At 66.0% G+C, this 24,297-nt stretch carries 20 protein-coding genes and 1 pseudogene; 10 read left to right on the forward strand and 11 right to left on the reverse strand.

Annotation, left to right across the window (positions count from 1 at the left end):
* Positions 1 to 21: 21 nt before the first annotated feature.
* The 3 genes and pseudogenes from LZK98_RS17275 to LZK98_RS20730 form a co-directional block, all read right to left on the reverse strand.
* Complete coding sequence (locus tag LZK98_RS17275) at positions 22 to 588, reverse strand: imm11 family protein (protein WP_233783759.1); 567 nt, start codon at positions 586 to 588, stop codon at positions 22 to 24.
* A gap of 148 nt (positions 589 to 736) precedes the next feature.
* Positions 737 to 1,348, reverse strand: coding sequence for a DUF2285 domain-containing protein (locus tag LZK98_RS17280; RefSeq protein WP_233783760.1), 612 nt, complete (start codon positions 1,346 to 1,348; stop codon positions 737 to 739).
* Positions 1,349 to 1,373: 25 nt separating this feature from the next.
* Positions 1,374 to 1,571: pseudogene (locus tag LZK98_RS20730) on the reverse strand (transcriptional regulator domain-containing protein); the annotation flags it as partial.
* A gap of 243 nt (positions 1,572 to 1,814) precedes the next feature.
* On the opposite strand from LZK98_RS20730, the gene LZK98_RS17285 reads away from it, so the two are divergent.
* The 7 genes from LZK98_RS17285 (at position 1,815) to LZK98_RS17315 (ending at position 7,459) form a co-directional block, all read left to right on the forward strand.
* On the forward strand, positions 1,815 to 2,582 hold the full coding sequence (locus LZK98_RS17285) for a LuxR family transcriptional regulator (RefSeq protein WP_233783761.1): 768 nt from the start codon (positions 1,815 to 1,817) through the stop codon (positions 2,580 to 2,582).
* Positions 2,583 to 2,636: 54 nt separating this feature from the next.
* Entirely contained in the window at positions 2,637 to 3,266 is a 630-nt protein-coding gene (locus LZK98_RS17290) for an acyl-homoserine-lactone synthase (RefSeq protein ID WP_233783762.1), read from the forward strand.
* Positions 3,256 to 4,137, forward strand: coding sequence for a phytanoyl-CoA dioxygenase family protein (locus LZK98_RS17295; protein ID WP_233783763.1), 882 nt, complete (start codon positions 3,256 to 3,258; stop codon positions 4,135 to 4,137). Before LZK98_RS17290 ends, LZK98_RS17295 begins: the two co-directional genes overlap by 11 nt.
* The gene (locus tag LZK98_RS17300) at positions 4,134 to 4,751 is read left to right on the forward strand and encodes a GntR family transcriptional regulator (protein WP_233783764.1); all 618 of its coding nucleotides are present in this window, start codon (positions 4,134 to 4,136) and stop codon (positions 4,749 to 4,751) included. Before LZK98_RS17295 ends, LZK98_RS17300 begins: the two co-directional genes overlap by 4 nt.
* Before the next feature lie 123 nt (positions 4,752 to 4,874).
* On the forward strand, positions 4,875 to 4,994 hold the full coding sequence (locus tag LZK98_RS17305; RefSeq protein WP_233783765.1) for a benenodin family lasso peptide: 120 nt from the start codon (positions 4,875 to 4,877) through the stop codon (positions 4,992 to 4,994).
* A 51-nt stretch (positions 4,995 to 5,045) separates the two neighbouring features.
* A complete protein-coding gene (locus LZK98_RS17310) occupies positions 5,046 to 5,711 on the forward strand; it encodes a lasso peptide biosynthesis B2 protein (protein WP_233783766.1) in 666 nt (221 codons plus the stop codon).
* Positions 5,711 to 7,459, forward strand: coding sequence for an asparagine synthase-related protein (locus LZK98_RS17315; protein WP_233783767.1), 1,749 nt, complete (start codon positions 5,711 to 5,713; stop codon positions 7,457 to 7,459). Before LZK98_RS17310 ends, LZK98_RS17315 begins: the two co-directional genes overlap by 1 nt.
* On the opposite strand, the gene LZK98_RS17320 is transcribed toward LZK98_RS17315, so the two are convergent.
* The 5 genes from LZK98_RS17320 to LZK98_RS17340 form a co-directional block, all read right to left on the reverse strand.
* Positions 7,445 to 9,577 (reverse strand): Atxe2 family lasso peptide isopeptidase, encoded by a 2,133-nt coding sequence (locus tag LZK98_RS17320; RefSeq protein WP_233783768.1) that lies wholly within the window; start codon positions 9,575 to 9,577, stop codon positions 7,445 to 7,447. The genes LZK98_RS17315 and LZK98_RS17320 overlap by 15 nt on opposite strands.
* On the reverse strand, positions 9,571 to 12,165 hold the full coding sequence (locus LZK98_RS17325; RefSeq protein WP_233783769.1) for a TonB-dependent receptor: 2,595 nt from the start codon (positions 12,163 to 12,165) through the stop codon (positions 9,571 to 9,573). Before LZK98_RS17325 ends, LZK98_RS17320 begins: the two co-directional genes overlap by 7 nt.
* Before the next feature lie 80 nt (positions 12,166 to 12,245).
* A complete protein-coding gene (locus LZK98_RS17330) occupies positions 12,246 to 13,265 on the reverse strand; it encodes a FecR family protein (protein WP_233783770.1) in 1,020 nt (339 codons plus the stop codon).
* Entirely contained in the window at positions 13,265 to 13,834 is a 570-nt protein-coding gene (locus tag LZK98_RS17335) for an RNA polymerase sigma factor (RefSeq protein ID WP_233783771.1), read from the reverse strand. The genes LZK98_RS17330 and LZK98_RS17335 overlap by 1 nt, the downstream gene beginning before the upstream one ends.
* A 434-nt stretch (positions 13,835 to 14,268) precedes the next feature.
* On the reverse strand, positions 14,269 to 14,808 hold the full coding sequence (locus LZK98_RS17340) for a YybH family protein (protein ID WP_233783772.1): 540 nt from the start codon (positions 14,806 to 14,808) through the stop codon (positions 14,269 to 14,271).
* A gap of 97 nt (positions 14,809 to 14,905) precedes the next feature.
* On the opposite strand from LZK98_RS17340, the gene LZK98_RS17345 reads away from it, so the two are divergent.
* Positions 14,906 to 15,877, forward strand: a complete 972-nt coding sequence (locus LZK98_RS17345) for a LysR family transcriptional regulator (protein WP_233783773.1) — start codon at positions 14,906 to 14,908, stop codon at positions 15,875 to 15,877.
* A 659-nt stretch (positions 15,878 to 16,536) separates the two neighbouring features.
* Here LZK98_RS17345 and LZK98_RS17350 read toward each other — a convergent pair.
* Complete coding sequence (locus LZK98_RS17350; protein ID WP_233783774.1) at positions 16,537 to 17,055, reverse strand: PadR family transcriptional regulator; 519 nt, start codon at positions 17,053 to 17,055, stop codon at positions 16,537 to 16,539.
* 45 nt (positions 17,056 to 17,100) lie between these two features.
* Here LZK98_RS17350 and LZK98_RS17355 point away from each other — a divergent pair, with 45 nt between their 5' ends.
* A complete protein-coding gene (locus tag LZK98_RS17355) occupies positions 17,101 to 18,663 on the forward strand; it encodes a serine hydrolase domain-containing protein (protein WP_233783775.1) in 1,563 nt (520 codons plus the stop codon).
* Between the two features lie 2,114 nt (positions 18,664 to 20,777).
* Complete coding sequence (locus LZK98_RS17360) at positions 20,778 to 21,479, forward strand: hypothetical protein (protein WP_233783776.1); 702 nt, start codon at positions 20,778 to 20,780, stop codon at positions 21,477 to 21,479.
* Positions 21,480 to 21,774: 295 nt separating this feature from the next.
* Here LZK98_RS17360 and LZK98_RS17365 read toward each other — a convergent pair whose 3' ends face one another.
* Both LZK98_RS17365 and LZK98_RS17370 read right to left on the reverse strand, forming a co-directional pair.
* Positions 21,775 to 22,713, reverse strand: coding sequence for a family 43 glycosylhydrolase (locus tag LZK98_RS17365; protein ID WP_233783777.1), 939 nt, complete (start codon positions 22,711 to 22,713; stop codon positions 21,775 to 21,777).
* 682 nt (positions 22,714 to 23,395) lie between these two features.
* Positions 23,396 to 24,217: a Crp/Fnr family transcriptional regulator gene (locus LZK98_RS17370; RefSeq protein WP_233783778.1), complete on the reverse strand. Its 822-nt coding sequence runs from the start codon at positions 24,215 to 24,217 to the stop codon at positions 23,396 to 23,398.
* Positions 24,218 to 24,297 lie beyond the last annotated feature (80 nt).

The following is a 24,297-nucleotide window of genomic DNA, read 5'->3' on the forward strand; positions in this document are numbered from 1 at the left end:
GCCGATGCCGGGTTCGCGTTCTTACCAGAGAGGGGTGAACGCCACGCCCACCAGCCCGGAATTGCGGACGCGGGCGACGAACTGGTCGGTTACGAAGACCGGAGATGCCCGCATCGGCAGCTTGAAGACCTCCGAGGCGCCGATCACGTCGGCCTTGAATGCATAGTCTTCGATCGCGAGGATGCTGCCGTCGTCGAAACGGACGATCCGGGCACGCTCCTCGTCCAATGCGTCTAGCACGTTCGTGACATTGTAGAGCCACGCATCGCCCTCGCCCTGGAGCGGCAAGAACTGACCATATCGCAGCGCGACGTCGCCGAGCCTCTCTATCGCCCGCCGACGGAAGATCGGCGCATGTTCTCCGAGCCAGGGGAAATCCGAATATGCTCTCGGACGGCCGCTCTCATCGTGCGTCAGGAGCGTCATCTCCGGCGGGTCCCAATCTTGAACGGCGCGGCCATCCAAGGAGAAGAAGCGCTCGAATTCCTCGCCGTCGACCGGAAGGAGCCACTCGTGACCGTCGACACCTTCGAAACAATAGATTCGATTCACGTGCCTGCCTCGTGATTGAGACCTCCATCGGTCCATCGATGTCTATCGCACGGCCACGACAGGAATAGCGAACCTGGGCCGGGGCCCGGCCGATCTGGCCGACCGGCGCTCGCCAGCAGACGATCCGTGAACCAGGACGGTCCTGGGCGGCGATCGTTGCGCTCAGGCTGAGCGGATCGGGACGTCAGGCGCCGGGTCGTTCGTCAATCTTCCGTGCTCGCGAACAGCCGCGCACCATCAATGCCAGATAGTCCCCGCGTGCCATGCGCCGGGCATCGGCGACAAGGCGGCGCACGCGCGAGCGCAGCGATTCCGAGTCCCCGCGCCATTCGGTGGCGACGCGATCGCGTCCGACCAGGATCTCGGCGATCTCGCGCTGGCTGGCACCGTCGGCGAGCGCGTCATGCACCCGCAGCATGGCGATCCAGCGGCCGGCCTGCCGGTCAGGCGGGAACAGCGACGCCGGGAAGCGGCGGTGCCGATAGAGGTGGAGAAATCGTCGCAGCGCCAGCAGGGGCGGCGCGACACGCCGGACGCCGGAGAGCCGATAGCGCAGCAACACCGGCCGGTCGCCCAGCAGCGTGCCGCCATCGACCTCGAGACGGATGCGGCGCTTGCCGTCGGTCAGGACGGCGTGCTCGATTCCATCACCATCGGACACCGCTACCAGCCAGCCCCGCAGTACGGACGGCTCGACGCGCTCGGGATCGTCGGCGGAGGTCGGCACCGCCTCGAGGCGGAGCACGGCCGGATCGAGATCGGCACGCCAGATCAACCGGGCCTCCGGCGCCGCCACGTCCGGATTCTCGGCGAAAGTGAAGCCCCCAACGGATCGGGTCGACACCGGGCGCCACGCTGCCGGCGCTGCCCCGGGTCGCGGTGCTCGCCCGCGCGTACCAGGCAATGTAACCGGGGTCGCGGCGCAGCCACTCCCACATGATCCCGGCGCGGTCGATGCCGGCCAAGGCCGCGTAGGCTCGCCCGTCGCGCCAATTCTCGACCGGCCCCGACCCGCCCATCGGGCGCTATCCGGCATCCCGCTGGCCAGGCACCCGCCAATGGCTGCTGCAACCGGGCATAGTCCCCGCGGAGCCGGCGAGCCGATTTTCTCTGGAATCCAAGTTGCGGGAATCATATTCTCGAGGTTCGGGCCTCGCCCGGCGTTGAATTGAGACATCAACGCGCGCTGGCGAACAGCTGGAAAGGACGATCGCCGGGCAAGGGGCGGCTTGAGACGCCGCTCGCGGTCGTAGAATTGACGGATGGTCTTGTTGCCCTTGGTCGACGACTTCGTCCGGGCGGTCGGACGTGTTCAATCCGCCCCGGACCTGCATACGATCCTGGCGTTCTTCACCGCCGAAATGGGGTTTCACTTCTTCGCGCTCACGCACCATGTCGACATGCTGAAGGCGGGCCACACCGCGATCCGGGTGCACGACTATCCCGAGGAGTGGGCCGAGTTCTTCGACCGCAGTGCGCTCGGTCCCACCGACCCGGTGCACCGCGCGAGCCACGTGACCAGCGTCGGCTTTGCCTGGTCGGAGCTTCCTACCCTGATCACGATGACCGCCGGCGACCGGCGTGTCCTCGAGCTCGCGGGCAGGCACGGCATCGGCGAGGGCTATACGGTGCCGGCCAACGTGCCGGGCGAGTCCAACGGCTCGGTCTCCTTCGCAATGCGCGCCGGCACGCCGCTGCCGCGGTGCATGCGTCCGGCCGCGCAGCTCATCGGCGCCTTCGCCTTCGAGGCCGCGCGCAAGCTCTGGCGGGTGCGCACGCCCAGGACCGGGCTGCCTACGCTCACCGACCGTCAGCGCGACTGCCTGATCTGGGTCGCGCGCGGCAAGTCGGACTGGGAGATCAGCCGCATCCTCGGCGTCACCGAAGGAACGGTGGTGCGCCACGTCAAGCAGGCTCGCGAGCGCTATGGGGTGCAGAAGCGGACATCGCTCCTCATGCAGACGTTGCTGGACGGAACGATCAGCCTCGCCGACGCCGCGCAGTGGCGCTATTCCCATTTCTGGGAATAGCGGCGCGGCCGCCGGCGATGGACCTTGGCCTTCCGATCAACGGAGGGCCAAGCCATGCTCCACATCCTCGATCATGCGGCCGACTGGCGCGAGGACGATCGCCTCTGCCGCATGTTCGCCGCGCGCAAGCGCGTCTTCATCGACCTGCTCAAATGGCAGGTGCCGGTGGTCGACGACTGCTACGAACGGGATCAGTTCGACGCACCGGGTGCCACCTACCTTGTCCTGACCGATCCCTCGGGCGCCCATCTTGCCTCGGCGCGGCTCCTGCCGACGATGCGGCCGCACATCCTCGGCGATCTCTATCCGCATCTGTGCGAGACGCCGCCGCCGTTCGGCCCCACCGTCTACGAGATCACGCGGTTCTGCCTCGACCGCCGCCTGCGCGCGCCGGCGCGGCGCGAGGCCCGCAACCGGCTGGTCTCGGCAATCGCCGAGTTCGGAGTGTGGCGCGGCGTCACCACCTACACCGGGGTCGCCGAGATCGGCTGGCTGCAGCAGATCCTGGCGTTCGGCTGGCGATGCCGGCCACTCGGCCTGCCGGTCGCCGAGCGCGGTGCGATGCTGTGCGCGCTCGCGATCGAGATCGATGCGGCGACACCGGCCCGGCTGCGCGACGCCGGCATCTATCGCCCGGTGCTCGTCGATCCTGTCGATACCGGGGAGCGCCGCCATGCCGCATGACGCAGCACGGCGCGCCGGCGATCCGGTTGCGCAGTGGACGGAGCGGCTGCTGACGGACGGCTATGCGGTCATCCCCGGTGCCATGCCGCCGGAGGAGGTCGCGGCCATCGACGCCGAGCTCGGCGACGCGTTCGACCAGACGCCGTTCTGCCAGGGCGGCTTCTATGGCACGCGCACCAAGCGGTTCGGCCGGCTGCTCGCGCGCACGATACGGGCCGCCGCGTTCGTCCAGCATCCGCTGGTCCTCGGTGTGGCGGAGCGTGTCCTGGCGCCCTGGTGCGATACGATCCAGCTCAATCTCACGCAGGCGATCGCGCTCCATCCCGGCGCGCTGCCGCAATTTCCGCACAGGGACCAGGACATGTGGCAGGGCGAGACCGGCCGCATCGAATATCTCGTCAACGTGATGTGGCCGTTCACCGGCTACACGACGGAGAACGGCGCGACATTGATCTGGCCGCACAGTCACGGGCCGCGCTGTCATGATCCCGAGCCGGTTGGCGAGCCGATCGTCGCCGAGATGGCGCCGGGCGCGGCGCTCATGTTCCTCGGTTCGACGCTGCACGGTGCCGGCGGCAACCGCTCGGCGACGGTCAGGCGCGGCATGATCGTCAGCTACTGCCTTGGCTGGCTGAAGCCGTACGAGAACCCATGGCTCGCCTATCCGCCCGAGGTGGCACGGCATTTCCCGCGCGAGCTCGCGGCGCTCGCCGGCTATCGTCAGCACCGCCCCAACCTCGGCAACTATGAGGGGCAGTGCCCGTCGATCCTGCTCGACGGGTCGCCGGCCGAACCGCTCGGAGCGGTCGATGCGCTGCGGCCCGACCAGGCCGAGGGGGTGGCGGCGTTCGTCGCGAGCCAGCGCGCATGAACTCCGGACAGACGTCGGGGCGCGTCTACGAGGCACTGCGGCTGCGCCTCACGGGCCGCGGCCTGCGGCCCGGCGCGCGCCTCGATCCCAACCTGCTGGCGGAGGAATTCGGCAGCAGCGTCACGCCGGTGCGCGACGCGCTGCACATTCTCGTCGGCGAGGGGCTGGTGGAGACCGGCCAGGGCGAGGGATTCCGGCTGCCGCACCTCGACGAGCCGGGCCTCAAGGATCTCTACGACTGGAACGGCGACTTGCTGCTGGCCGCACTCCGGCGACGGGCGCCGGTGCCGGGCGAACTATCGCCGCAGGACATCGGCGACACGGCAGCGCTGACGGCGTCCGTGTTCTTCGCGATTGCCCATCGCTCGCGAAACCAGCTCCACCGGCTCGCGATGCGCTGGGCTAACGCGAAGCTGCATCCGACCCGGCTGGTCGAGACCGACATCCTGCCGGCGATCGCGGAGGAGGTGTCGGCGATCGCCGACGCGTTCGAGGCCCACGAGACCGCGGCGGTGCGGCGGATGATCGGCGCCTATCACGGCCGGCGCCAGCGCGTCGCGGCGGAGATCGTCCGGGGCCTGTATCGGGCTTCCGACGACGTCGCGATCCTATAGTCCCGTGCCGCGGACAGCCGTCCGAATATATTCTCGATATAGAATCTGTATAAGTTTCAACGTCATGCGGGAGATCGGTAGATTCGCCTCTGCTGCAATGCGCAGCAAGCAGGAGAGTGAATCATGGAACGCGAAGACGATGTGATCGATCTCGGCGTCGCCAGCGTCGAGACCCAGGGACCGGGGCAGCTCCCCGGGGACGAGGTCCTCGGGCGGATCGTGCCCGGACTTTCCGACGACTGACCGATGGGGCGCGCAAGTTCCCGCCTGCGCGCCTTTTCGGGATTGCCGAGCATGGGCGGATATCGCATCGCGCCGGGCATCAGCTTCTGTGACGCGGGCGGGCGCCACATCTTCCTCGACCTCGATGCCGACCGCTATTTCTGCCTCGGCGACGCGGCCGAACGCAGCTTCGCCCGCATGATCGCCGGAACCCCGCTCGATGCGGCGGACCATCATCGTCTGGGCGCGCTCGCGCGGCGCGGACTGCTGCTGCCCGCAAAAACCGACACGACCCTGCCGCCAACCAGGATCGCGCCGATCCGACGGGCGATCGCGGAGCCGCCGGCGCGCGCGGGAAACCTTGCCGTCGCGCGCGCCGCGGCGGCGCTGCTGCGCGCCAGACTCGAGCTGCGCCGCCGACCGCTCCGTCGCCTGATCATGGCGGTCCGGCGGGCCAAGCGGGGCTGCGCGCCGCCGGACGGCGACGGCGAGCGCCGCCTCGCGGCGATCGGCGGCGCGTTCCGGCGCGCCGCCGTGCTGACCGGTGCACTGGACGAGTGCCTTGCGGTCTCGCTGGCGATCATGCGCCGGAGCGCGGCGCATGGCATCGCGGCCGAGCTCGTCCTCGGCGTCAAGCTACGCCCGTTCCAGGCGCATGCCTGGGTCCAGGTGGGCGACCTGCTGGTGAGCGACGAGCGTGATGCCGTCGCACCGTTCACGCCGATCCTCGTAGTATGATGGGCCGGCGCTACATCGCATTCCTGCCCGCGGATCGCGCCGACAGCCGCCCCCGCGCCAGGTTCCTGCGCGAACGGAATCGGTCGCCTTCGCTCGCGGTCGCCGCGGACCGGCCCGGCCTCATCGTGCTCGCCACTGCGCAGGCAATCGCGCTCGGCGAGCATGGAGTCGTGCTAGGCGAGGTGATCCGCGCCGAAGGCGCGGCGCCGCTCGACCGGCTCGAGGCGCATGATGTGCGGACGATCGCCGTGTGCGGAGGCGAGCCGCTGATCCGGAACTTCTGGGGTGCCTATGTCGCGCTGCTCGAGCACGCGGACGGCAGCATCCGCGTGCTGCGGGCGCCGCTCGGCGACCTCCCGGCCTATGCGTGGCGATCGCCCGAGGGCGTGGCGATCGCTTCCGATGTCGAGCTGCTCGCGCGGTTCGCGGGCTATCGGCCGGCCATCGACTGGACCGGCGTCGCCGAGCATCTCGCCGCCGCCGATCTCAGGCGGCCGAGGACCTGCCTCGCAGGCATCGAGGAACTGCCCGGCGGCGCCGAGGGATGCTGGCGCGACGGACATTGGTCGGTGCGGCAGCGCTGGTCGCCATGGCACGCGATCGCGCGCGATGCCGCGCCGGTCGACCTCGCCGCCGCCGCGGCCCATGTCGGGGATGTCGTCCGCCGGTCGGTCGCGGCGCGGACCGCACGCTATCGGTCGCTCCTGGTCCTGCTCTCGGGCGGGCTCGATTCCTCGATCGTCGCGGCGAGCCTTGCCGCCGCCGGCCGTCCGATCTTAGCGCTCACCATGGTCACCCGCGATCCCGGCGGCGACGAACGCCACTATGCCGCGGCGACCGCCTCGGCGCTCGGGATTCCGCTGACCGCGATCGGGCGCGACGTTGGCCAGGTCGACGTCACGCGGTCGCTCGCCTGCGGCTTGCCGCGACCATCGGCACGAAGCTTCGCCCAGGCGACGCATGCCGCCGCCCAAGCACTGGCGCGCGATGCCGGCGCACGGGCGATCGTCACCGGCGGCGGCGGCGACAATGTCTTCTGCGCGCTGCAGTCGGTGGCGCCGGCCGCTGACAGGCTCCTTCTCCGCGGTCCCGACCGGCAGTTCCGGGCGACCGCAGGCCATATTGCGACGCTCGCCCAGGTGAGCGTGCTGCGGGTCGCCGCCAAGGCGTTCGCCCGCGCGCTCCGCCGTCGGCGCGGCTATCGCTTTGCGGTGAACACCGGTCTGCTCACGCCGGATGCGATCGCCATGGCGGCCGCGGCGTGCGAGCATCCGTGGCTCCGCCCGCCGCCGCGCGCCCTTCCCGGTTCGGCGGCCCATATCGGCCTGATCGTCGCCGCCCAGAGCGTCGCCGAAAGTCCCGATCCGCGCGCCGCCGTTCCGCAGCTGGCGCCGCTGATCGTGCAGCCGATCGTCGAGGCCTGCGTAGCGGTACCGAGCTGGGCCTGGTTCGACCGGGGATGCAACCGCGCGGTCGCGCGTCACGCGTTCACCGACGGGCTTCCTGCCGAAATCGCCTGGCGGCGCTCGAAGGGCGCAATGGACAGCTTTGTCGTCGAGATCTTCGAGGCGAATCGAGCGGCGCTGGCGGACCTCCTGCTGGATGGGAGGCTGGCGTCGCATGGCCTGATCGACCGGGCGGCCCTCGAGATCGTCCTCCAGGATCGCGGGCCGACCCGGAGTGGCAGCTATGCCAGGGCGATGGAGCTGGCTGACGTGGAGGCCTGGGCGCGATCATGGCCGCGCTGACGGCCGCTCCTCTCCCGGCGCATGCTCGCGGCGCAGCTGTTCCCACCGGCGATATTGACCAGCCTTGGCTGGCGCGGGATCGACCCGGCCGGTCAGCCAAAAGTCGAACCAGTCGAGATTGGTGCCGAAGATCGCGGCGCGGTGCCGCGGCTGCCATTTGATATGGAATTCGCCGGGAAAGATCCGCAGCTCCGCTGGCCTGCGGTGCTGGCGCAGCGCGGTGATTGACGGCAGCGCATAGAGCGCCTCGCTGTCGGCGAGTTGCATGAGCAGGGGCGTACGGATCCGGTCGGCGTTGAGCACCAGCGAGCCGGGGCGCCAGAACGCGCGATCGACCGGGAAGGCCAGCGGATAGCCGACCGACCGGCTGTATCGCCCCCAGGCCGGTCCGACGAGGACTGCGCTCGATTCGTCGACGCAGCAGCTGCTGAGCGAGGCGGCGGCGAACAGCTCGGAGTTGATGAGCGCAAATCGGACCGCGCTCGCGCCGTCGCTGAGGCCGGTGATGCCGAGCCGCGCGGGGTCGGCGATGCCGCGGGCCACCAGCAGCTCGACCCCGGCCGCGATCGCCGACTGCACGTTGCGCCGCTCGGCCCAGTCGCGAACGTTGGCGGCATAGATCGCATCATAGGTCTCGAGGCCGGGAACGCGGCTCGCCGCCATCGGCGGGCCCTCGATGCTGAGCACCGCATAGCCGTGCTGTGCGAACAGGAAGATCGGATATTCGTTGCCGGTGCCGCCGCGCAGGAACCCGCGCGAGCGATAGAGGGTGACGATCGTCGGGAGCCGCGTCCCCGCGCGATAGCCGGCGGGTAGCACGAGGTCGCCATAGGCCTCCAGGCCGAGCGCATTGCGCCAGGTGATCCGCTCGACGGTCGCGCCGGCCCGATGCGCAAAGCTCGGGTTGGGATCGAAGAGCGTATCGACGGCGCCGGAGCCAAGGTCGACCGCAACGATGTGCGAGGGTCGGGTCGCCGTCTCGCGGATGCAAAGCAGACGCGCATCCGCGCGCCGGCAGCGTTCGAGCACGTCGTCCGTCAGAAGCAGCCGCTCGGGAGGAAGGGGCCCCGGCGACCAGCGATAGAGGGCCGTGTAGCGATCGTTCCAGCCTTCGCGCTTCAGGAACCACAGCGTGCCGCCGGCCTCGTCCCACCACAGGCCGTCAAAACGGCCCGTGCAGGCCGACCAGACGCACGCGCGTGGCGTTCCGGTTGCGTCGGTCACCCGCAAGCGCCGCGGCGACAGCGGTGAGGATGCAGTCGGCTCGGCCGAGGCGCGCGCCGCACCAGCGCTTGCCCCTTGCCCTTCCCGTGCCGTGACCGCCACGCGCAGCGCCTCGGCTTGCGCTGCGGTCGCGGGGGTCGACCTGCCGGACCGCACGTCGGCGATTCGGTAGGCGAGCGCCAGCGGCGCGCCGAGCTGCGGCCGCCAGCCGATCCCTGGCATCACCCGCTCGTCGTAGATCCAGCCGGCTTGGCCTTCGGCGTCGATCGCCCGGTCGAGCGCCGGCCGATCCGGTTCGAACGCGAAGCCGATCCGGCCGTCCGGCATCCATGCCCACGACACCACGTCGAGATCGGTGGGCGTGACCGGGCGGGCGCTGCCGCCATCAAGCGAGACGCTCCAGACCCGCGTCGAGTCTTGGTCGTGGCGCAGATAGGCGATCGCGCCGCCATCCGGAGACCAGGCCGGGGCGATCTGCTCCGGAAAGCCGTTGGCAATCTCCAGTCCTCGCATCGCGACGGTGGTGGTGATGACATCGCCGCCGCGATCGAGCACGCGCGGCGGCGCGCGGCCGTCCAGGCGGATGACTACCAGCGCCTGGCAATAGCGGTTCTCGTCGATATCGGCGCGCTGGAGCACGAACGCCGCCTGGCGTCGGTCGGGCGAGATCGCGAGCGGGCTGGCGCCGCCGACCGGCTCGGCATCGGCGCGGCCGATCCCGGCGAGCTCGACCAGATCCTTGACGGTCACGGTCCGGCCGCCGGTTGCCGGCGGGCCGAGCGGCGCCCAATCGGCACAGCGGCTCCATGCCGGCTCCGCACCGGCGAGGCAGCCGAACAACACGCCCAGCCTCAGCAACTGCCATGACCAATGGACCGGGCGCCGCCTCACCATGACTTGGCGATCGCCAGGCTGATCACCCGCCCGAACGGCGTGTAGTTGGTGGAATCGTACGGCGTGTCGGTGACGGACGAGATGAAGATCGGCGGGGGCTCCGCGCCGAACGCGTTCTCGACGCCGAGCGTCACATCGAGGCCGCGCAGCCACGCCGGGCCGGTGTCGCCGCTGCGGTAGCGAAGGGTGAAGTCGAACCGGACCTGGTCGGGAACGACCGTCGCCGGCGAGAAGCGGGTGTCCTGAAGCCGGCCGGTATAGTTCGCGATTGCGGTCAGCGAGAAGCGATCATGGCGCCAGCTGGCAGTGGCGCGACCGCGCCAGTGCGGCGGGTTGAACAGGATGCCGGCGAGCGGCCGGGCGGCCTGGTCCGCGCTGATCCGGCGGCGGCTGCTGAGATAGCTGGCATTGGCGCTCACGGCGATCTCGTCGTCGCTCCTGCCGAGGCGGCTGCGATAGGTGGCGAGGAGGTCGACGCCTCGCGCCCATTGGCGACCCGCGTTGAGGTTGCTGTTGTCGATGAAGGCGATGACGTTCGCAGGATCATAGGGGGCGCCGGTGCCGTTCACGAAATAGGCGCCGCTCGCCAGGATCGCCGCCAGCATTTCGGGCGATGGCGAGCGCGTGACCTGGGCGGCATAGGCCGGATCGGCAAGCGCCTGGCTCACGAAGGCGATCGGCGCAACGATCCGGTCGATATAGCGCGTCTCGAAGTAGCTGAGTTCGGCGGTGAAGCCGGCAAGCGTCGGAGGATGGACACCGGCGGTCACCGACCAGCTCGTCGCGCGTTCGGGCGCGAGGTCGGGCCGGCCGCCCTCGATCAGCAACGCACTTGCGCCGGCCGGGGCGCCGGCGGCGCCGACGTTGCGGGCAGGCAGCAGGGTCAGGGCCGGCGGCAGGTAGCGCTGGTAGAGGGTCGGCGCGCGAAACGAGCGCCCCCAGCTCGCCTTGAGATCGAGGCTCGGCGATGGCGCATAGACGATGCCGACCTTGGGCGTGGTGACCGAGCCCGCCCGCTCGTAGCGCTCGTGGCGGGCGGCCGCGGTGAGGTCGAGCCGATAAAGGCCCGGAATTCCCAGCGCCGGCCCGATCAGCGGCAGGCTGAGCTCGCCATAGGCATAGCGGTTCGACTGCGAGCGGATGAAGTTGAGCGGATTACCGGGGCCGCGGTCGCTCTCGAGCTCGATATTACGGTATCCGACGCCGAGCGCGAGCTTAGCCGGTCCGCCGGGAAGGTCGAACAGCGGGCCGTCGCCGGAAAGCTCGACCCATCGCGCGCTGTTGCAGTAGCAGCCGGCGCCGAGCTCCAGCGCACCGCCGCCGATGACGGCATCGACCCGGAAATCGGTGCGGTCCTCGGCATAGCTTCCGGTCAGGACGACGTTCCATCCGCCGCCCGGCTCGAACTGGAGGCTGGGCGCGATCGCGAAGGCACGGCTGTCGGTGGACTGGGTGGCGCGACTCACCCGAAGGTCGCCAGCCGGGTTCATGGCATAGGTGAAGGCCTGGCGCCGCTCGTTGAACAGGGCATCGACGCTGACCTCCAGCGTCGATGCCAAGTGCTGATGCGCGCTGAGCAGCGCGTTGTGATTGCGCATCGATGGATAGAGGGTGAGCCCGCGCGAGCGCGTGGCGGCATAGTCGCGATCGGCCGAGTCCACGGCGGTATTGCGGTTGAACTCATAGGCGGCGATGACGCCGCCGCTGCCCCAGCGCAGGCCGCCGGTCGCGCCATATTGCTGCTGGACATTGCCGCCGTCGGTCGAGGCACCGAGGCGGGCGCGGGTCTCAAGCCCGTCGAGGTCGCGCTTGAGGATGATGTTGGCGACGCCGCCGACCGCATCGGAGCCATAGAGCGCAGAGGCACCGTCGGCGACGATCTCGATGCGGTCGAGCGCACCGACCGGGATGGTCGAGACGTCGATGCTCTGCCGCGAGCCGCTGTAGGAAAGCCGCCGGCCGTTGAGCAGGGTCAAGGTCGCGTCGCTGCCGAGGCCGCGCAGGTTGATCGAGGCGCCGCCGCCGACATTGACGCCGCTGATCGCGGGGACGTTGAAGCCGATGCCGGGATTCTGGCCGCCGCCGAAACTCTGCGGAATGCTGCGGACGACGTCGCCGAGAGTCGCCTGACCAGCGTCGCGGATCTGGTCCTGGCTGACGCTGATCACCGGCGAGGCAATCCGTGCGCCGCGGATGCGGCTCCCGGTGATGACGATCTCGCCGTCATGTTGGGCCGGGTCGGCGGGCGGCGGCAACGCCCCGTCCCTTGCGTCCGGCCGGATCACGAGCGCGTCGCCGACGGTGTCAGCGCGCAGTCCGGTGCGATCGAGCAGCAGCGCGAGCGCTTCCTCGACGGTGTAGGTGCCTCGGACCGCCGGCGCGCGCCTCCCGTCGGTCGCATGCGCCGCGGCGACGATGTTGCGGCGCGTGATGATCGTCACGTCGCGCAGCGCGGCGCCAAGGCTCTGGGCCGGCAGGTCGAAGCGATAGCGCGCTTGCTCTTGGGCGCAGACCGGCGAACTTGCAGCAGCGGCAAGCGCAACCGCGGCGCCCCAGCTCGACCTCGACAGAGATGATGAAAACCGCATGCGTGCCCTCCCCTTGCGACGCTCTTGCGTGGCGTCGTGGGAGGCGTGACGAGCCGGGAAGGACAATCCCCCCGACTTTTTTAGCGGTTCTCGCGGTACTGGGCGGGGGCGAGCAGGATGCCATCGGCACGGGACTCGATCCTGAGATCGAGCGCGGCGGCCGCGGCGCGGGCGAACCCTTCGACGTCGCCGGCGCGGTAGCCGCCGCCGATGCGCCGGTCGCCCAGCTCGGGCGTCGCCAGCCGGATCTTGCGGGCCGAGTAGCGGTTGAGCTCGGCCACGGCGTCGACGAGACGTACGTCGTCGAATGCCAGCATGCCCGCCGTCCACCGAAGCTCGGCGGACGATACCGGCACCGGTTCCGGAACGGGACTGCGGCTGTCGAACGTGACCTGCTGGCCGGGCCTGAGCTGCCGCGGCGGCGCATCGGCGGACTGCCCGGCACCCTCCCCATTCCTGGTCACTTCGACCGATCCCTTGAGCAGGACGACGTGGACCCCGGACGGCCCGACGCTGACATCGAACACGGTGCCGCGCGCAACGATGCTCCCGTCACCGGCGCTGACGATGAACGGGCGCGCGGAATCGTGCGCGACCTCGAACCGTGCACGACCGCTGTCGAGCCGGATGCGTCGCGCGTCGGCGGTATAGGTCACGCGCAGCAGAGACCCTGCATCGAGCGTCACCTTCGATCCGTCCGCCAACGCGAGCGTGCGCAGCTCACCCGTCCGCGTCGCATAGACCGCTGCCTCGCCCGCGGAAAGCGACGGACGGAAGCTGTCGAGCTCCCGCAAGGCGACGCCCCCGCCGATCACCGTCAGGGCGGCGAGGCCGGCGGCAAGTGCCAGCGTCGTTCCGGGCTTGCGCTGGAAGACGCTCGCGCGATGCAGGCGTGAATTGCGGACCAGCTTCGAACCCGCGGCGACGTCGGTCGTCGCGACCGATTGCCTGACCGCCTCGAACGCGGCGGCATTGGCGGGGTCAGCGGCGAGCCAGGCGTCGAACTCGGCCTGCTCGGAGCCGTCGCCCAGCTGCAGACGGGTGAGCCAGTCAGTGGCCTCGCGCTCGGCGCGCGACAGCGGCGGGTGCTGCCGAACCATCAGCGCCGCCCCAGCGAGCGATGGATGTGCGCATAGGCCTTGCTCATGTGCTTCTCGACGCCCTTGATGCTGAGGCCGGTCTGTTCGGCAATCTCGGCGCGGCTGAGCCCATGGAAGTGGGCCGCGATGAAAATCTCCCGGGTCATCGGCTTGAGTCTCAGTATAACCTGCTCGACCCGATTCAACAGGTCGCGCGCTTCGAGATTTGCAATCAGATTGGGTCCTGTCAGCTCGGCGTCTTCGGCCGATACGGACAGGTTTATCGCACGCTGCGAAGCGCTCCTTGCTTTGTCGCGCAACAGATTGCCGGCGATCCGCGTCAGGTAGCGTTCGGGCGAGAGGATCGAGATGTTGCGATCGGCGCCTGCACCGGCGAAGCGGGCGAACGTCTCCTGCACAAGATCGTCCGCCTCTTGGCTGCTCGCGCGCCGGACGAAGAGCCGGAAGAGGCGGCCGGCCTGCGCCCGATAAAGTGCGTCGAGCGAGAGCCGGCCGGGCGAGCCGTCGTCATTAGCCGGAGCAATGCCGTCCTGCCCGGCCGGCGATACCGGATCGACGTTCACCCGCATGGCATGAGGCTCGCCGCCCGCCGCGCGCGATCACCGGACACCCTCGTCAACCCGCACTGCATCCTCGGACCTTTCCCGTGGCAAGGCCCTGCCGGCGAAAAAGCCGGGTGTGAGAAACACGCTTGAGAACGTGCGCCGACGCCTTTAGCCGTTTGGCCTGGACATACGCGTCGGCCACCCGGCCGCATCATCGCGCGGGATCTGGTCTCTCAAGTTCGAGGTTTCTCAGGCCTCGGCGCCGCAAGGGCGGCGCAAGAACAGACTAAGGGCTTCAGCAAGAGATGCAAGTATCCGCCAAGAGCCCGCTCAAGCGCCCGTAAACTCTCTGTCTCAGCTAGTACCGTCGGCAAACGTCAGCCGGTACCGAGCGTCAGATTCTGACCACTGGGTTCAGTTCGGCAGGGCCGCGAGCGAGGGTCAATATCGGGCGTCTCTCACCCATTTCCTTCACCCTCGGGCCGACCCAAGGTGATCCGGCCAGCCTGTTCCAGAGTGAGGCCTTTGACCAGCGGATCGGCATGGCGATGGGCGAGCCGCCATTCGCCATTGTCGCGGCGGAAAACGAGGGTCACGCGCAGCGACCAGTCCTGGGCCGTCAGCGACCCCACTGCTACATGGGCGTGCTCATTGGCGACAAGCACCACCAGATCGGCCGAACGATAGGCGTGGATCAGTTCGAACCGCGCGTCGCGTCCCTCGCGAAAGAAGCGGCCGATCCGCTCCCAGTGCGCGTCGGAGGCGGGCGCCCCGGTCGGCTGGCCCCCGAAGGGATCCATCAGGGTGAAATCCGGCGTAACCTCGATCGCGCTTCGATAGCGTGCGATGTCGCCGCGCATCAGGCTCGCATGGGCATCCGCGGCGCGGCCCGCCAGGGTTGCCACATCGGGATCGGTGTCGCTCCTGGCGAGCGCGCCGAGCGCACCGACGGTCGCGACACCCGCGACGCAGATCGCAACGAAATGGCTGAAAAACATGATCGTACCTCATCTGACGGGTGCGCAGCGCGGGCTGCGCAGTCCTCAAGAGATGGCGACTATTCAATAATGCATAAAATGATATGATTTCACCAATATGCTGAATGAAACTGACCTTTCCCGTGCCGACCTCAATCTGCTCGTGCTGTTCGAGGCGGTCTTCGAGGAAGGGCATGTCGGCCGGGCCGCAGATCGACTGAGCCTTTCGCCCTCCGCGGTCAGCCACGGTCTCGGTCGGTTGCGCCGGCTGCTCAACGACCCGCTATTTCTCAAAACGCCGAAAGGCGTGGTCGCGACCGACCGGGCACAGACATTGGCGCCGTCGATCGCGGATGTGCTGCAACGTGTGCGGGCCGTCATCTCGGATGCCGCGCCTTTCGATCCCGCGACATCGGTCCGCCGCATGATTATCGGCGCGCCGGATGGTGTGTCCGCAGTCTTCCTGCAGCCGCTGCTGATCGATCTCGCCGCTAGCGCGCCGGGAATCGACATCGGCATTCGCCAGCTCCTGCCGATCGCCGGAGAGACCGCACCTGACCGCGCGTGGCGCGAGGCGTTTTCGGAGCTTGAGGCGAGGGCGTTCGACGTGGCGGTGGTACCCGTCGAGGATGCCCCGGCCAGGTTCGATAAGCGGACGCTCTACGAGGAGGATTTCGTTCTCGCCATGCGTCCCGACCATCCTTTCCAGCAGACCTCCACCATCCCCGCCTATTGCGAGAGCCGGCACCTGGTCGTGTCGCTCGCCGGCGATCCCCATGGCTTTGTTGACGAAGTTCTGGCCAGGGACGGTCTTTCGCGCCGCGTCGCGCTCACCGTTCCCAATTTCATGTTCGCCTGCGCAATTCTGCCTTCAACCGATCTGCTCTGCGCCATCCCGCGCCGGTTCGCCGAAGTCTATGCCACACGCTTCGGTATAGCCACTCAGGACCCACCGCTGCCTCTGGGCAGCTTCCGACTCAACGCCTTCATCCCCAAAGTGGCATTGATGGACTCAGGATTGGCATGGATCTTCGATCGTCTCAGCGCCGCGGGGATGCAAATCCAATCCGGTCGGCTTTCAGTCGAATGAAATTTCCGAAACGGGTGAAGCTCAGAAGGCGGGCGAATTTTTGGGCGCATGACGGTAGATTGATCGCCGGCAAGGTCATGATTTGGGTCGAAGGAGGATTGTTTTCTCCAGAATGAGATCGTTCGAGACCTCTCATTTGGGCTCAAGCTAAGTGGCGTCGCCATTGACAAGCCGGCACTGGCGGCAGGGACAATAACAGGCCAGCTGTAGATACGGGCCGCTTGGTGCAGAGCCGGTCGCGTTTGATTGCGGGAAGGCCGGAGCGGACAATGGCACTCGTCGCTACATCCGTGAATTGAGTGCGGCATCGAAGCAGAACGACAGCTTTCGGGTGAGGACCGGACAGTCCGCTACTGGGAGCGTAAGGTCGGATAGCTGGCGTTCCAAGCTGAGCTCGTGCGAACGACTGCCAACGTCCAGTTATTGCCGTTCAGCGTGCGCCTAGATCTTCTCGGCTTGCGGCCGGAGCTGGGCCGACAGCAGACCGGCGGCTTTTGGAGCGGTAAGTTCGCGATAGCTGCCGACAGTGATGCGGCAGAACAACGAGGGCCTCCGTTAAGTGATCGAACGGCGTGCCTTCATTCGGTTGAAATCTGTGCGGACCTCGTTGCGTAGATCGTCGAGGTTCGGTGCAGTCCTCCAATGTAGACAAGTCTGGTTTAGCCAAGCGCCTTCAGTTCTTCGGCGATCCAGTCAAGCCGGGTCCGCTGGAGGCGGACGGCAAGTTCGTCCCGCGTCCGCTCCACCGTGTCTGCGTCGTCTGCCCCCTGGCGGGCGAGATCCTGTCGTATCTCCGCTGCCACGGCTTCGAGGGCGTTCCGTCGTTCCTTATTCGGCAAGGTACGCCAGATGCCCGATCGCAACCGAAACGGATCGAGGCCCACTCCGGCCGCACGTCCGGGGTCGCAAGCCCATGCGGTGAGCGCTGAAACCCCGGCGCGCGTCACTTCCAGGGCTTGTGCCTTGCGCCCGCCCGCCATGGGGGTTGCCGTTATCAGGCCACCTTCGATCAGTCGCCGGATCGCGGGGTAAACGGCTCCCGCACTCCCGCTCCATTCCGTAGACGGCGAGCGCTGAAAAGCGCGCTGGACCTGAAATGCTGTTCGGTTCGCGCGATGATGAATTTCAGACAGGACGGCGCCTTCCAGCTCGGTAAGCGCGGCGGTTGAACCGGTCATCACGCTTCGCTATCTATATTACGAATCGTAATATCATGAGGGCACATGGTTCGCTTGCTTCTCCTCTCGCTGGCCCTGTTTGCCACCGTCGCCGCGCCAGCTTCGGCACTTGATCAAGCTATTGCAGCTCCCGTCGGGGATGATCGGATCAGAGCCCTAGAGGCCTTCTTTACCGAGCGTTCCGAGCGCGATGGGCTGAATGGCGCGATTTTGATCGCTCGTAACGGAAAGCCGATCTACCGCAAGTATATCGGCCTTGCCGATGGGGAAGCGGGCCGGCTTGTCGATGCAGACACGGAATTCGAGCTTGCATCCATAGGCAAGCTCTTCACCGCAACCGCCGTGCTCCAACTGGTCGAGCGTCGCAAGATCGGGCTCGATGCGTCGTTCGCGAGCTATTTTCCCGACTTCCCCTACCCGGCGGTCACCGTCCGCCAGCTGCTGTCGCACAGTTCCGGCCTCTCCGACCAGGACATGGCGGGCTTCGTCGAGGCTTATGCCCCAAAGCTCGCCCCGCAGCCGTTCACGATGAGGGAGTTGATTTCGGCGATCGCTCAAGCCCAGCGGACAATGAAGCTGAAGCCCGGCGAACGCTGGTGGTATTCCAATCTCGGCTTTCAGCTGCTCGCGCTGCTCGTCGAAAAGCAGTCGGGCGAGGCACTGCCCGAATATCTCGATGCGCATGTGTTTGGGCCGGCAGGAATGCGCCACAGCTATATCAAGACTGCGCTGGTTAACCGTGCGGACACCCCGAACTTCGCTCAGAATTATGCCTGGCCACATCGCTGGTCGCGCGAGCGGGTTCGGCTTGAGGGCGTGCGCGGCTATTATGCTGAGACGCTCTACGGAAATGCATCGGTGATAGCCACCGCTGACGACCTGTTGCGGTTCGACACGGCGCTTCGCAAGGGTGTCCTGCTGCGGCCGGAAACGCTGGACCTGGCCTATGCACCGCAGCGCCTCGCCGATGGCTCGCCGACCTTCGTGTGGCTCGGCATCGGCGGGATGGGAGATGCCGACAACGGACTGGGCTGGTTCCGATTTCGCGATGAGAGTTTGGGCAGGATCGTATGGCACACCGGCGGCATGCCGGGATGCCAGACGATCCTGATGCGCAATCTGGACGACGGCATCACCGTGATCCTGCTCAACAACGCAGATAGCGAGAATCTCTACAAATCGGCGCTCTCGGCCATGCGCATCCTTGCCGGACTGCCACCACTGGACGAACCGGTGTCGCTTGCCCGAATCTACGGCGCAACGCTTGTTGATCAGGGCGCGGAAGCGGCAAGGGCCAGGGTCGACCAGCTTCGCACGAACAGTACGCAATACCGATTGACTGAGAGTGACCTGAACAATCTCGGCTATGCGCTGATGGAGGACGGCAGGATGCGCAACGCGCTCGCTGCGTTCCACACTATGACCGATCTGTTTCCGAGAAGCAGCAACGCCTTCAACAGCTACGGCGAGGGCCTAGAGAAGGCTGGCCTGCTCGAGCCGGCGCTCCAGGCATTCCGGCGCTCGCTCGAGCTGGATGCGAACAACACCGATTCCACCGGCGCGCTCGAACGGGTCGAAGCGGCGCTCAAAGCCAGTCGCCAACGATAGCGACAGCTTTAGGGGATCGCCACGATTGCGCTGAATGGCTGCTATTAGGGCGCATAACGGTCGGCACGACGTGTTTAGATCGAAGGTCTGCTCACAACCCCAATAGCGATCATGACGCTTTGCAGATAAGCCATCGGTTGAGATGAGTGCGCAATCTAACGACAATAGGGAACTGGAACTTCGTGTCAGTGACGTCGCATACGAGGTAGCGGAGTTTGCTTGGTCCGATCTGGCCGAGCGGCTCCCCGTTGGGCGCACTTACGTAAGGCCGGAGAGTGAAGGACCATACATGGCCGTTACGTGGGATGCCGATTGGAAAGGGCGGCCGGGTGGCGCAATTCTCATTCGGATCAATGGCTATCTTGATCGCGAGCATTCAGATCCGGTCTGGGGCACGGCCGAGATTATCGAGCGACGCCCAAGTTGGCTTACTCGGCTATTGAACCGGTTCGGCAGCTAGCACCCAACTTCGGTCGTAGCGGCGCAGAGTGGCGAACCAAAAGCGGCCAGACCGCTCGCGCCCCAGTTGCGGTCGGAACCTCGCTGTGACGCGAGCCCGAAAACGGTCGTACCTTGACGATTGCAGATATACATGGCCATCTTCATCCTCGACTAAACTATTTGCCTGCCGAAGAGAGAGTACGCTGCGTCGCTATCCCGTAAATTCTGCCTCGTTCCTTCGAGACGGTGTATGATAAGCCGAAGTAATTCTTTGAAGCGGTTGAGTGCGATCGGTCATGCCATCCCACTTTGCGCCCACGAGAAGGCGCGTGATCTGCTGGCGATCGGAATAGTGGGACTGGCGGCAAGTGGTTGCACGTCGATTGAGCCGGCAGCTGCACCTGGACGGACTTGGGTATATTCGCCCTACGCGCCGGGCAGCCAGCCCAACCCGATAGCGATCGACGTTCCTGAATCCGCGTTGTCGAACGCAACCCCCTCTCGTCAAACGACGCAGCGCGTGGCTGGTGGCCCCATATTGGCCGAGCGTCGATTCGAGACCAACCTCGAATTATTCCAAATCCCTCGGCTCGTTATCGAGCACTTAGATGGAGCCGCCACGCCGAGCGCCGCCGCGCTTGCCGCCCTCATCGAAGCCGCCGGGAACACTTCCGAAGCGTCCAACCCACCGTTTCCGAGCCAAGTGGTGGTATCGACTCGGGCGTGCGGCCGCGCGGATGGCACCTTGCGCCAATGGGCGGAGACACGGTTCTGCAAACCGGGCGTGACTCGATACGTCGAACTCCGCATCGAAACCTTCGCGCGCTGGCGCACTACGACAGGAGTGTCCTGTTCCGATTGCGTAGCACGATACTTTCAGCGACTGAATTCATTGACTATTGGCGCCGTGACGACTCGCCTCGACGCTGCCCATTACTCTCCGCTTGGTGTAGTCGAGCCGCAGATGGAGGTTGGCCCGTTCCCATCCCCGTTGGTCCATAGCGGGTTTGTCCGTGACGCCGCGGCTCCCCTGATTGCCGTTAGCCATCGCCCGCTGGTCGACAGGTCAGGTCGTCCAGCCGACCTGCCGCCCGCCGTATTCCAGGTACAACTCTACTTCCCCGCAAGCGCGGAATACTGACGCGCCAGCTGGGGGCGCTGATGCAGTTTGCACTCGCGGGTAGTCAAGCCCGCGCTGTCGCCCCCGCAGCGGCACCCGTTGGGTCAGAACTGTGCGGCAAATTCGCCGCGCTGCGCAGCAAAAGCCGCCAGTCCGCTGACCAGCCGATCTCGGCCGTTTTCGCCCAAGTTGGCACGCCGGCTAGGCTGGAAGCCGCCGTGCCGTTTTCGGACGATGGAGCTGCCAGTCGGCGAACGCTCCATTTGCGGCCGCCTGGAAGCTCGCCACCTGCATCTGCAAAGTTGCTTTTTGTCGCAGCAACGAGCTGCGGCACGGCAAACCGCCGCCAACGCTTCGTCTGGGCTTTCGGCTGAGAAAAGTCTCCGCTTACGCAGTGCCGTTAGTCGCGGGAAACTGCCCCGATCTCCCACCACCAATGAGTGAATACTGAGCGCTGATATTGACTTTGGCCGCTATGGTGCGAAGTTTCCGCATTGAGGAGAATTGGGATGTCCAGCGGACGAATTCGAACTGCGTCTGGACGTCGCGAGCGATGACTGCGTCAGCTGTGGCTGGAGCTTCGGCGCTACTCATTCTGGTTCTCGCTTTTATAGCCCCTGAAGATCGCTTATTTGAAGCCCCGCTTCCAACCGGCGTCTCCGGGTCAAACGAAACAAAACTTCGTGGCCTGTATGCAGAGATGCGCACCGGCAGTGCGGCCGTGAACGATGAATTGGAACAACTGGAGAATTCCTGTTCGGCTCGCGGTAAGAAGGCTGTGGTCGAAGGGCATGAACGTCAATGGTCGGGAACTCTTCAGATCTACCGGAGCGCGAAATTCATCGCCGAGTTCAGGGCAGCTCCTGCAGTAACGTCGGATGCGGCCGCTTGCACAGCTCGCATCATCTTGCGGCGAGAGTTCAAGATCCTGTCGACCACTGCCGACAATCTCAAGAGCTTAGGGTGGAGCTTTAAAGTTCTACCGTGCAACCGTTCGCCTCTCATCAACCGGTGCACGAATGAGATGGTCGCGGGTGTCGAGGCGCGGTGCATAAATATGGGGGACGGCTTCGTTGGATCTATCGCATGCTACTCCACACAGAAGGACTTGAGTCATGGGTTGATGGTGTCGGGCTCGAGCTATACCGATGATGGCAGCGGCCCCGACGAAGCCTGGAGCTTCAATCAGGTCATGCCAAATGCGCTGATCGATCCCGCCGTGTTCCGACCGCATGCGGCTTCTACCGGGCGTTAGCTGCCATCGCTGCAGGTCTTATTTGGACCGGCAGCTATCGCGCGTACCCAAAGCTGCCGGTCGGCTAACCACCAGATAGCCGCCATGCGATCGATATCTGAGCGAATGGCAGCTTCTAGGATCGCCGGCTGGTAGGCCGAATGACCGAAATGAGGGCGCATTCCCGGCCGGCAACTTACGTCAAAAACGGCGAGCTGCTCGTGGGTCGGAAGCGGACTGGCGGCTTTTCGGGCAAGCAGGTGCGATAGCTGCCGTTCGCCAGATGTTTCGGCAGGATCGCGTCTCGTCCTGATCGTTATGGTTCTACTTCTACGGTCTGGCGCGTTACCTTCTCTATGGCGCCATCGCGGTTGTAACGCAGCGGCGCATAGGTGATGGACCGGCGGTGGCTGCCGCCGCCGGGAAGCAGATTGTCATGGTAGAACAGCCATGACTTTCCTGCATGCTCCAGTACCGCCTGATGGTTCGTCGAAATCGGCAGATAGCCCAGAATCACGCCGCGATACTGGTAAGGGCCGAGCGGCGTCGTCGCCGTGGCATAGACGATCTGGCCGGGCCAGCCGGTCGAGAAACTGAAATAATAGAGTCCGCCGCGTTTGTGCAGAAACGGCGCCTCGCCATACATTTTCTTGGGATCGTCACGGGGAAAGCCATTGATCGTCAGGTTCCTGATCGGCCCGTCGAGCGTGACCATATCGGACTTCAGCTTGACGATCTTCGGCACGCGCGTGCCGAACAGCAAATAGGCTTGGCCGTCCTTGTCGAGAAAAACCGCAGGATCGATGGGTTCATCGCCCACATTCGGATCGCGTGCCTTGTCGATCAGCGCATCGGTTCGAGCATCGCGGAACGGACCTTCGGGCTGGTTCCCAACGGCGACGCCGATCTTGTCGCCGCCGATCGGCGCGTAGAAAAAGTACTTGCCATGGCGGAAAGCGACTTCAGGTGCCCAGGCCTTCGCTTCGGGCTTCGCCCATTTGAACACCGTGACGTCGAGTGGCGCTCCCTTATCGACCCAGGTTTTCATGTCTTTGGAAGTGTACAGTCGCCATGCTGTGGAATCCCAATACTTACCGGAGTTCGAAGCGTCGTCGGTCGCGTAAACGTAGAACTGCCCGGCAAAGAAGTGCGGCGAGGGATCCGCGCTGAAGCGAGAGGTGATCGGCGTTTGCGCTGCAGCCGCCAAGGGTATGAGGAGCATCGCGGCGCACACGAAAGCCTTCACAATCTTCACCTGCAAATGTCTGACTAATGCTGTCAGATCAGGTTGGCTGCAAGTCGTCAAGCGCGCGGGGAACGATGCCCGTCGATGCCAATTTTGCGGTTAGCTCCGTGGTTATGTCCAAGGCATCCTCCGCGATCGCCGACAGAGGACGGACCATGGGCAACCGCGCCGATAAACATCCCTGACAGAAGGCCGCGCAGATCGACGCATACATGATGCTTCCACCGGCCGAGGTGGCTGAGGCTATCCTGTTCGCGGCGACCCGCGGTCCTGGCGTGGACGTGGTCACGTTGCGGAACGAACCGCTGGTGCAGAAGATTTGCTAGGTCAGCCGTCCGACAGCTGGCCTCTTGTACTGTATCGGCATTTTGCCCGAAGTGCCTCTAACAACTGTTAAAGAACCAAGGCTTGCGATCCTCTAAAGCTCATTCCGGACAGGACGACGCTGAGGCGTATCATGAGCGATCGAGAGTATTTGAGGAAGCGCGCCGAGGTTGAAAGGGCTGCTGCGATGGCAGCCAAGGACCCCGCTAGCTGTCGCATTCATATGACGATGGCCAGGGTGTACGACTGGCGCGCAAGCATCGAGCCGCCCGTCGAACCGACGAAGCGCCGATGATGGTGGATCCAGGGCGAGCGACCCTCAACGGCACCCGCCGCCGCAACAGGCCGACGCGCTGTGCCGGCGACGTTACCCGGGTCTGCTGACAGCGTGCTCCTGTGAATGACGCAAAGCGGCTCTCAACATATCACGGCTCCGGGCGGGCTGGATGGACGACGACGTAGCGGACGCGAGATGCAGATAGCCGGACCTGAAATCGCCGGCGACCTTGAGACCCTCCCAATCGGCGACCAGTAGTTGTCGGCCTGAGGTCCGCAACAGGCGTTCGGCGCGGAGCTTCTGCAGCGTCCGGTTGACGTGCACCGAAGTGAGCCCGGTTGTTTCGCCGAGCTGTTCCTGTGTCAGCGGCCAATGATATTGGCCACTGTCGCAGATCCCCGCATCCTCCTGGCGAAGCGCCAGCTCGCAGATCAAGTGGGCGATGCGCTGACGAGCGTTGTGTTGACCGATATTGAGCAGCCATTCGCGTAGGATCGATGCATCGACCATCGTGTCCGCCCACATCGCCTTGGCGATGCTCGGCGATGCCAACGCCAGGGTGAGGATCTCGTGGGCAGGGATGAGCGCCACGCTGACGTCCGTCAGCGCCTGGATATTATCGTCGGCTACGTCGAGCATCACGTTGGGCAGGTCGACCAGATCGCCCCTCAGGTGAATAGACAGGATCTGCCTCGCACCCTCGCCGGTGCATTTGTGCCGGTAGACGAAGCCGGACAGGAGTACGCGACAGTGCGTCGCCTTGTCGCCTTCGCGCACGAGGAAGCTGCCGCGCTCGAGTCGGGCGATCCGGTGCGGAAGCGCGAGGAGCGTGTCGATATCACTCGGTCCGAGCGGGTACCGGCGCGCGAGCTTTGCGACCATCGAATGGAGAAGGGGGGAATCTGGGCTCATGGAATCCTCCGCGTCGGGGCGAAGGAAACGAACCTCCAGCCGCCGACGCCCGGAATTCCCGATCGGCGATGGTAGCTTAA

Source organism: Sphingomonas cannabina, assembly GCF_021391395.1.
GTDB classification, from domain to species: domain Bacteria; phylum Pseudomonadota; class Alphaproteobacteria; order Sphingomonadales; family Sphingomonadaceae; genus Sphingomonas; species Sphingomonas cannabina.

Bases quoted from the DNA above. Each gene is read 5' to 3' on its own strand.
- LZK98_RS17360 (WP_233783776.1), top strand. From the start codon at position 20,778: ATGACTGCGTCAGCTGTGGCTGGAGCTTCGGCGCTACTCATTCTGGTT.
- LZK98_RS17295 (WP_233783763.1), top strand. From the start codon at position 3,256: ATGCCGCATGACGCAGCACGGCGCGCCGGCGATCCGGTTGCGCAGTGG.
- LZK98_RS17330 (WP_233783770.1), bottom strand. From the start codon at position 13,265: ATGGTTCGGCAGCACCCGCCGCTGTCGCGCGCCGAGCGCGAGGCCACT.
- LZK98_RS17345 (WP_233783773.1), top strand. From the start codon at position 14,906: ATGCTGAATGAAACTGACCTTTCCCGTGCCGACCTCAATCTGCTCGTG.
- LZK98_RS17350 (WP_233783774.1), bottom strand. From the start codon at position 17,055: ATGACCGGTTCAACCGCCGCGCTTACCGAGCTGGAAGGCGCCGTCCTG.
- LZK98_RS17355 (WP_233783775.1), top strand. From the start codon at position 17,101: ATGGTTCGCTTGCTTCTCCTCTCGCTGGCCCTGTTTGCCACCGTCGCC.
- LZK98_RS17285 (WP_233783761.1), top strand. From the start codon at position 1,815: ATGGTCTTGTTGCCCTTGGTCGACGACTTCGTCCGGGCGGTCGGACGT.
- LZK98_RS17340 (WP_233783772.1), bottom strand. From the start codon at position 14,808: ATGTTTTTCAGCCATTTCGTTGCGATCTGCGTCGCGGGTGTCGCGACC.
- LZK98_RS17370 (WP_233783778.1), bottom strand. From the start codon at position 24,217: ATGAGCCCAGATTCCCCCCTTCTCCATTCGATGGTCGCAAAGCTCGCG.
- LZK98_RS17310 (WP_233783766.1), top strand. From the start codon at position 5,046: ATGGGCGGATATCGCATCGCGCCGGGCATCAGCTTCTGTGACGCGGGC.
- LZK98_RS17335 (WP_233783771.1), bottom strand. From the start codon at position 13,834: ATGCGGGTGAACGTCGATCCGGTATCGCCGGCCGGGCAGGACGGCATT.
- LZK98_RS17325 (WP_233783769.1), bottom strand. From the start codon at position 12,165: ATGCGGTTTTCATCATCTCTGTCGAGGTCGAGCTGGGGCGCCGCGGTT.
- LZK98_RS17275 (WP_233783759.1), bottom strand. From the start codon at position 588: ATGGACCGATGGAGGTCTCAATCACGAGGCAGGCACGTGAATCGAATC.
- LZK98_RS17305 (WP_233783765.1), top strand. From the start codon at position 4,875: ATGGAACGCGAAGACGATGTGATCGATCTCGGCGTCGCCAGCGTCGAG.
- LZK98_RS17315 (WP_233783767.1), top strand. From the start codon at position 5,711: ATGGGCCGGCGCTACATCGCATTCCTGCCCGCGGATCGCGCCGACAGC.
- LZK98_RS17290 (WP_233783762.1), top strand. From the start codon at position 2,637: ATGCTCCACATCCTCGATCATGCGGCCGACTGGCGCGAGGACGATCGC.
- LZK98_RS17300 (WP_233783764.1), top strand. From the start codon at position 4,134: ATGAACTCCGGACAGACGTCGGGGCGCGTCTACGAGGCACTGCGGCTG.
- LZK98_RS17320 (WP_233783768.1), bottom strand. From the start codon at position 9,577: ATGGTGAGGCGGCGCCCGGTCCATTGGTCATGGCAGTTGCTGAGGCTG.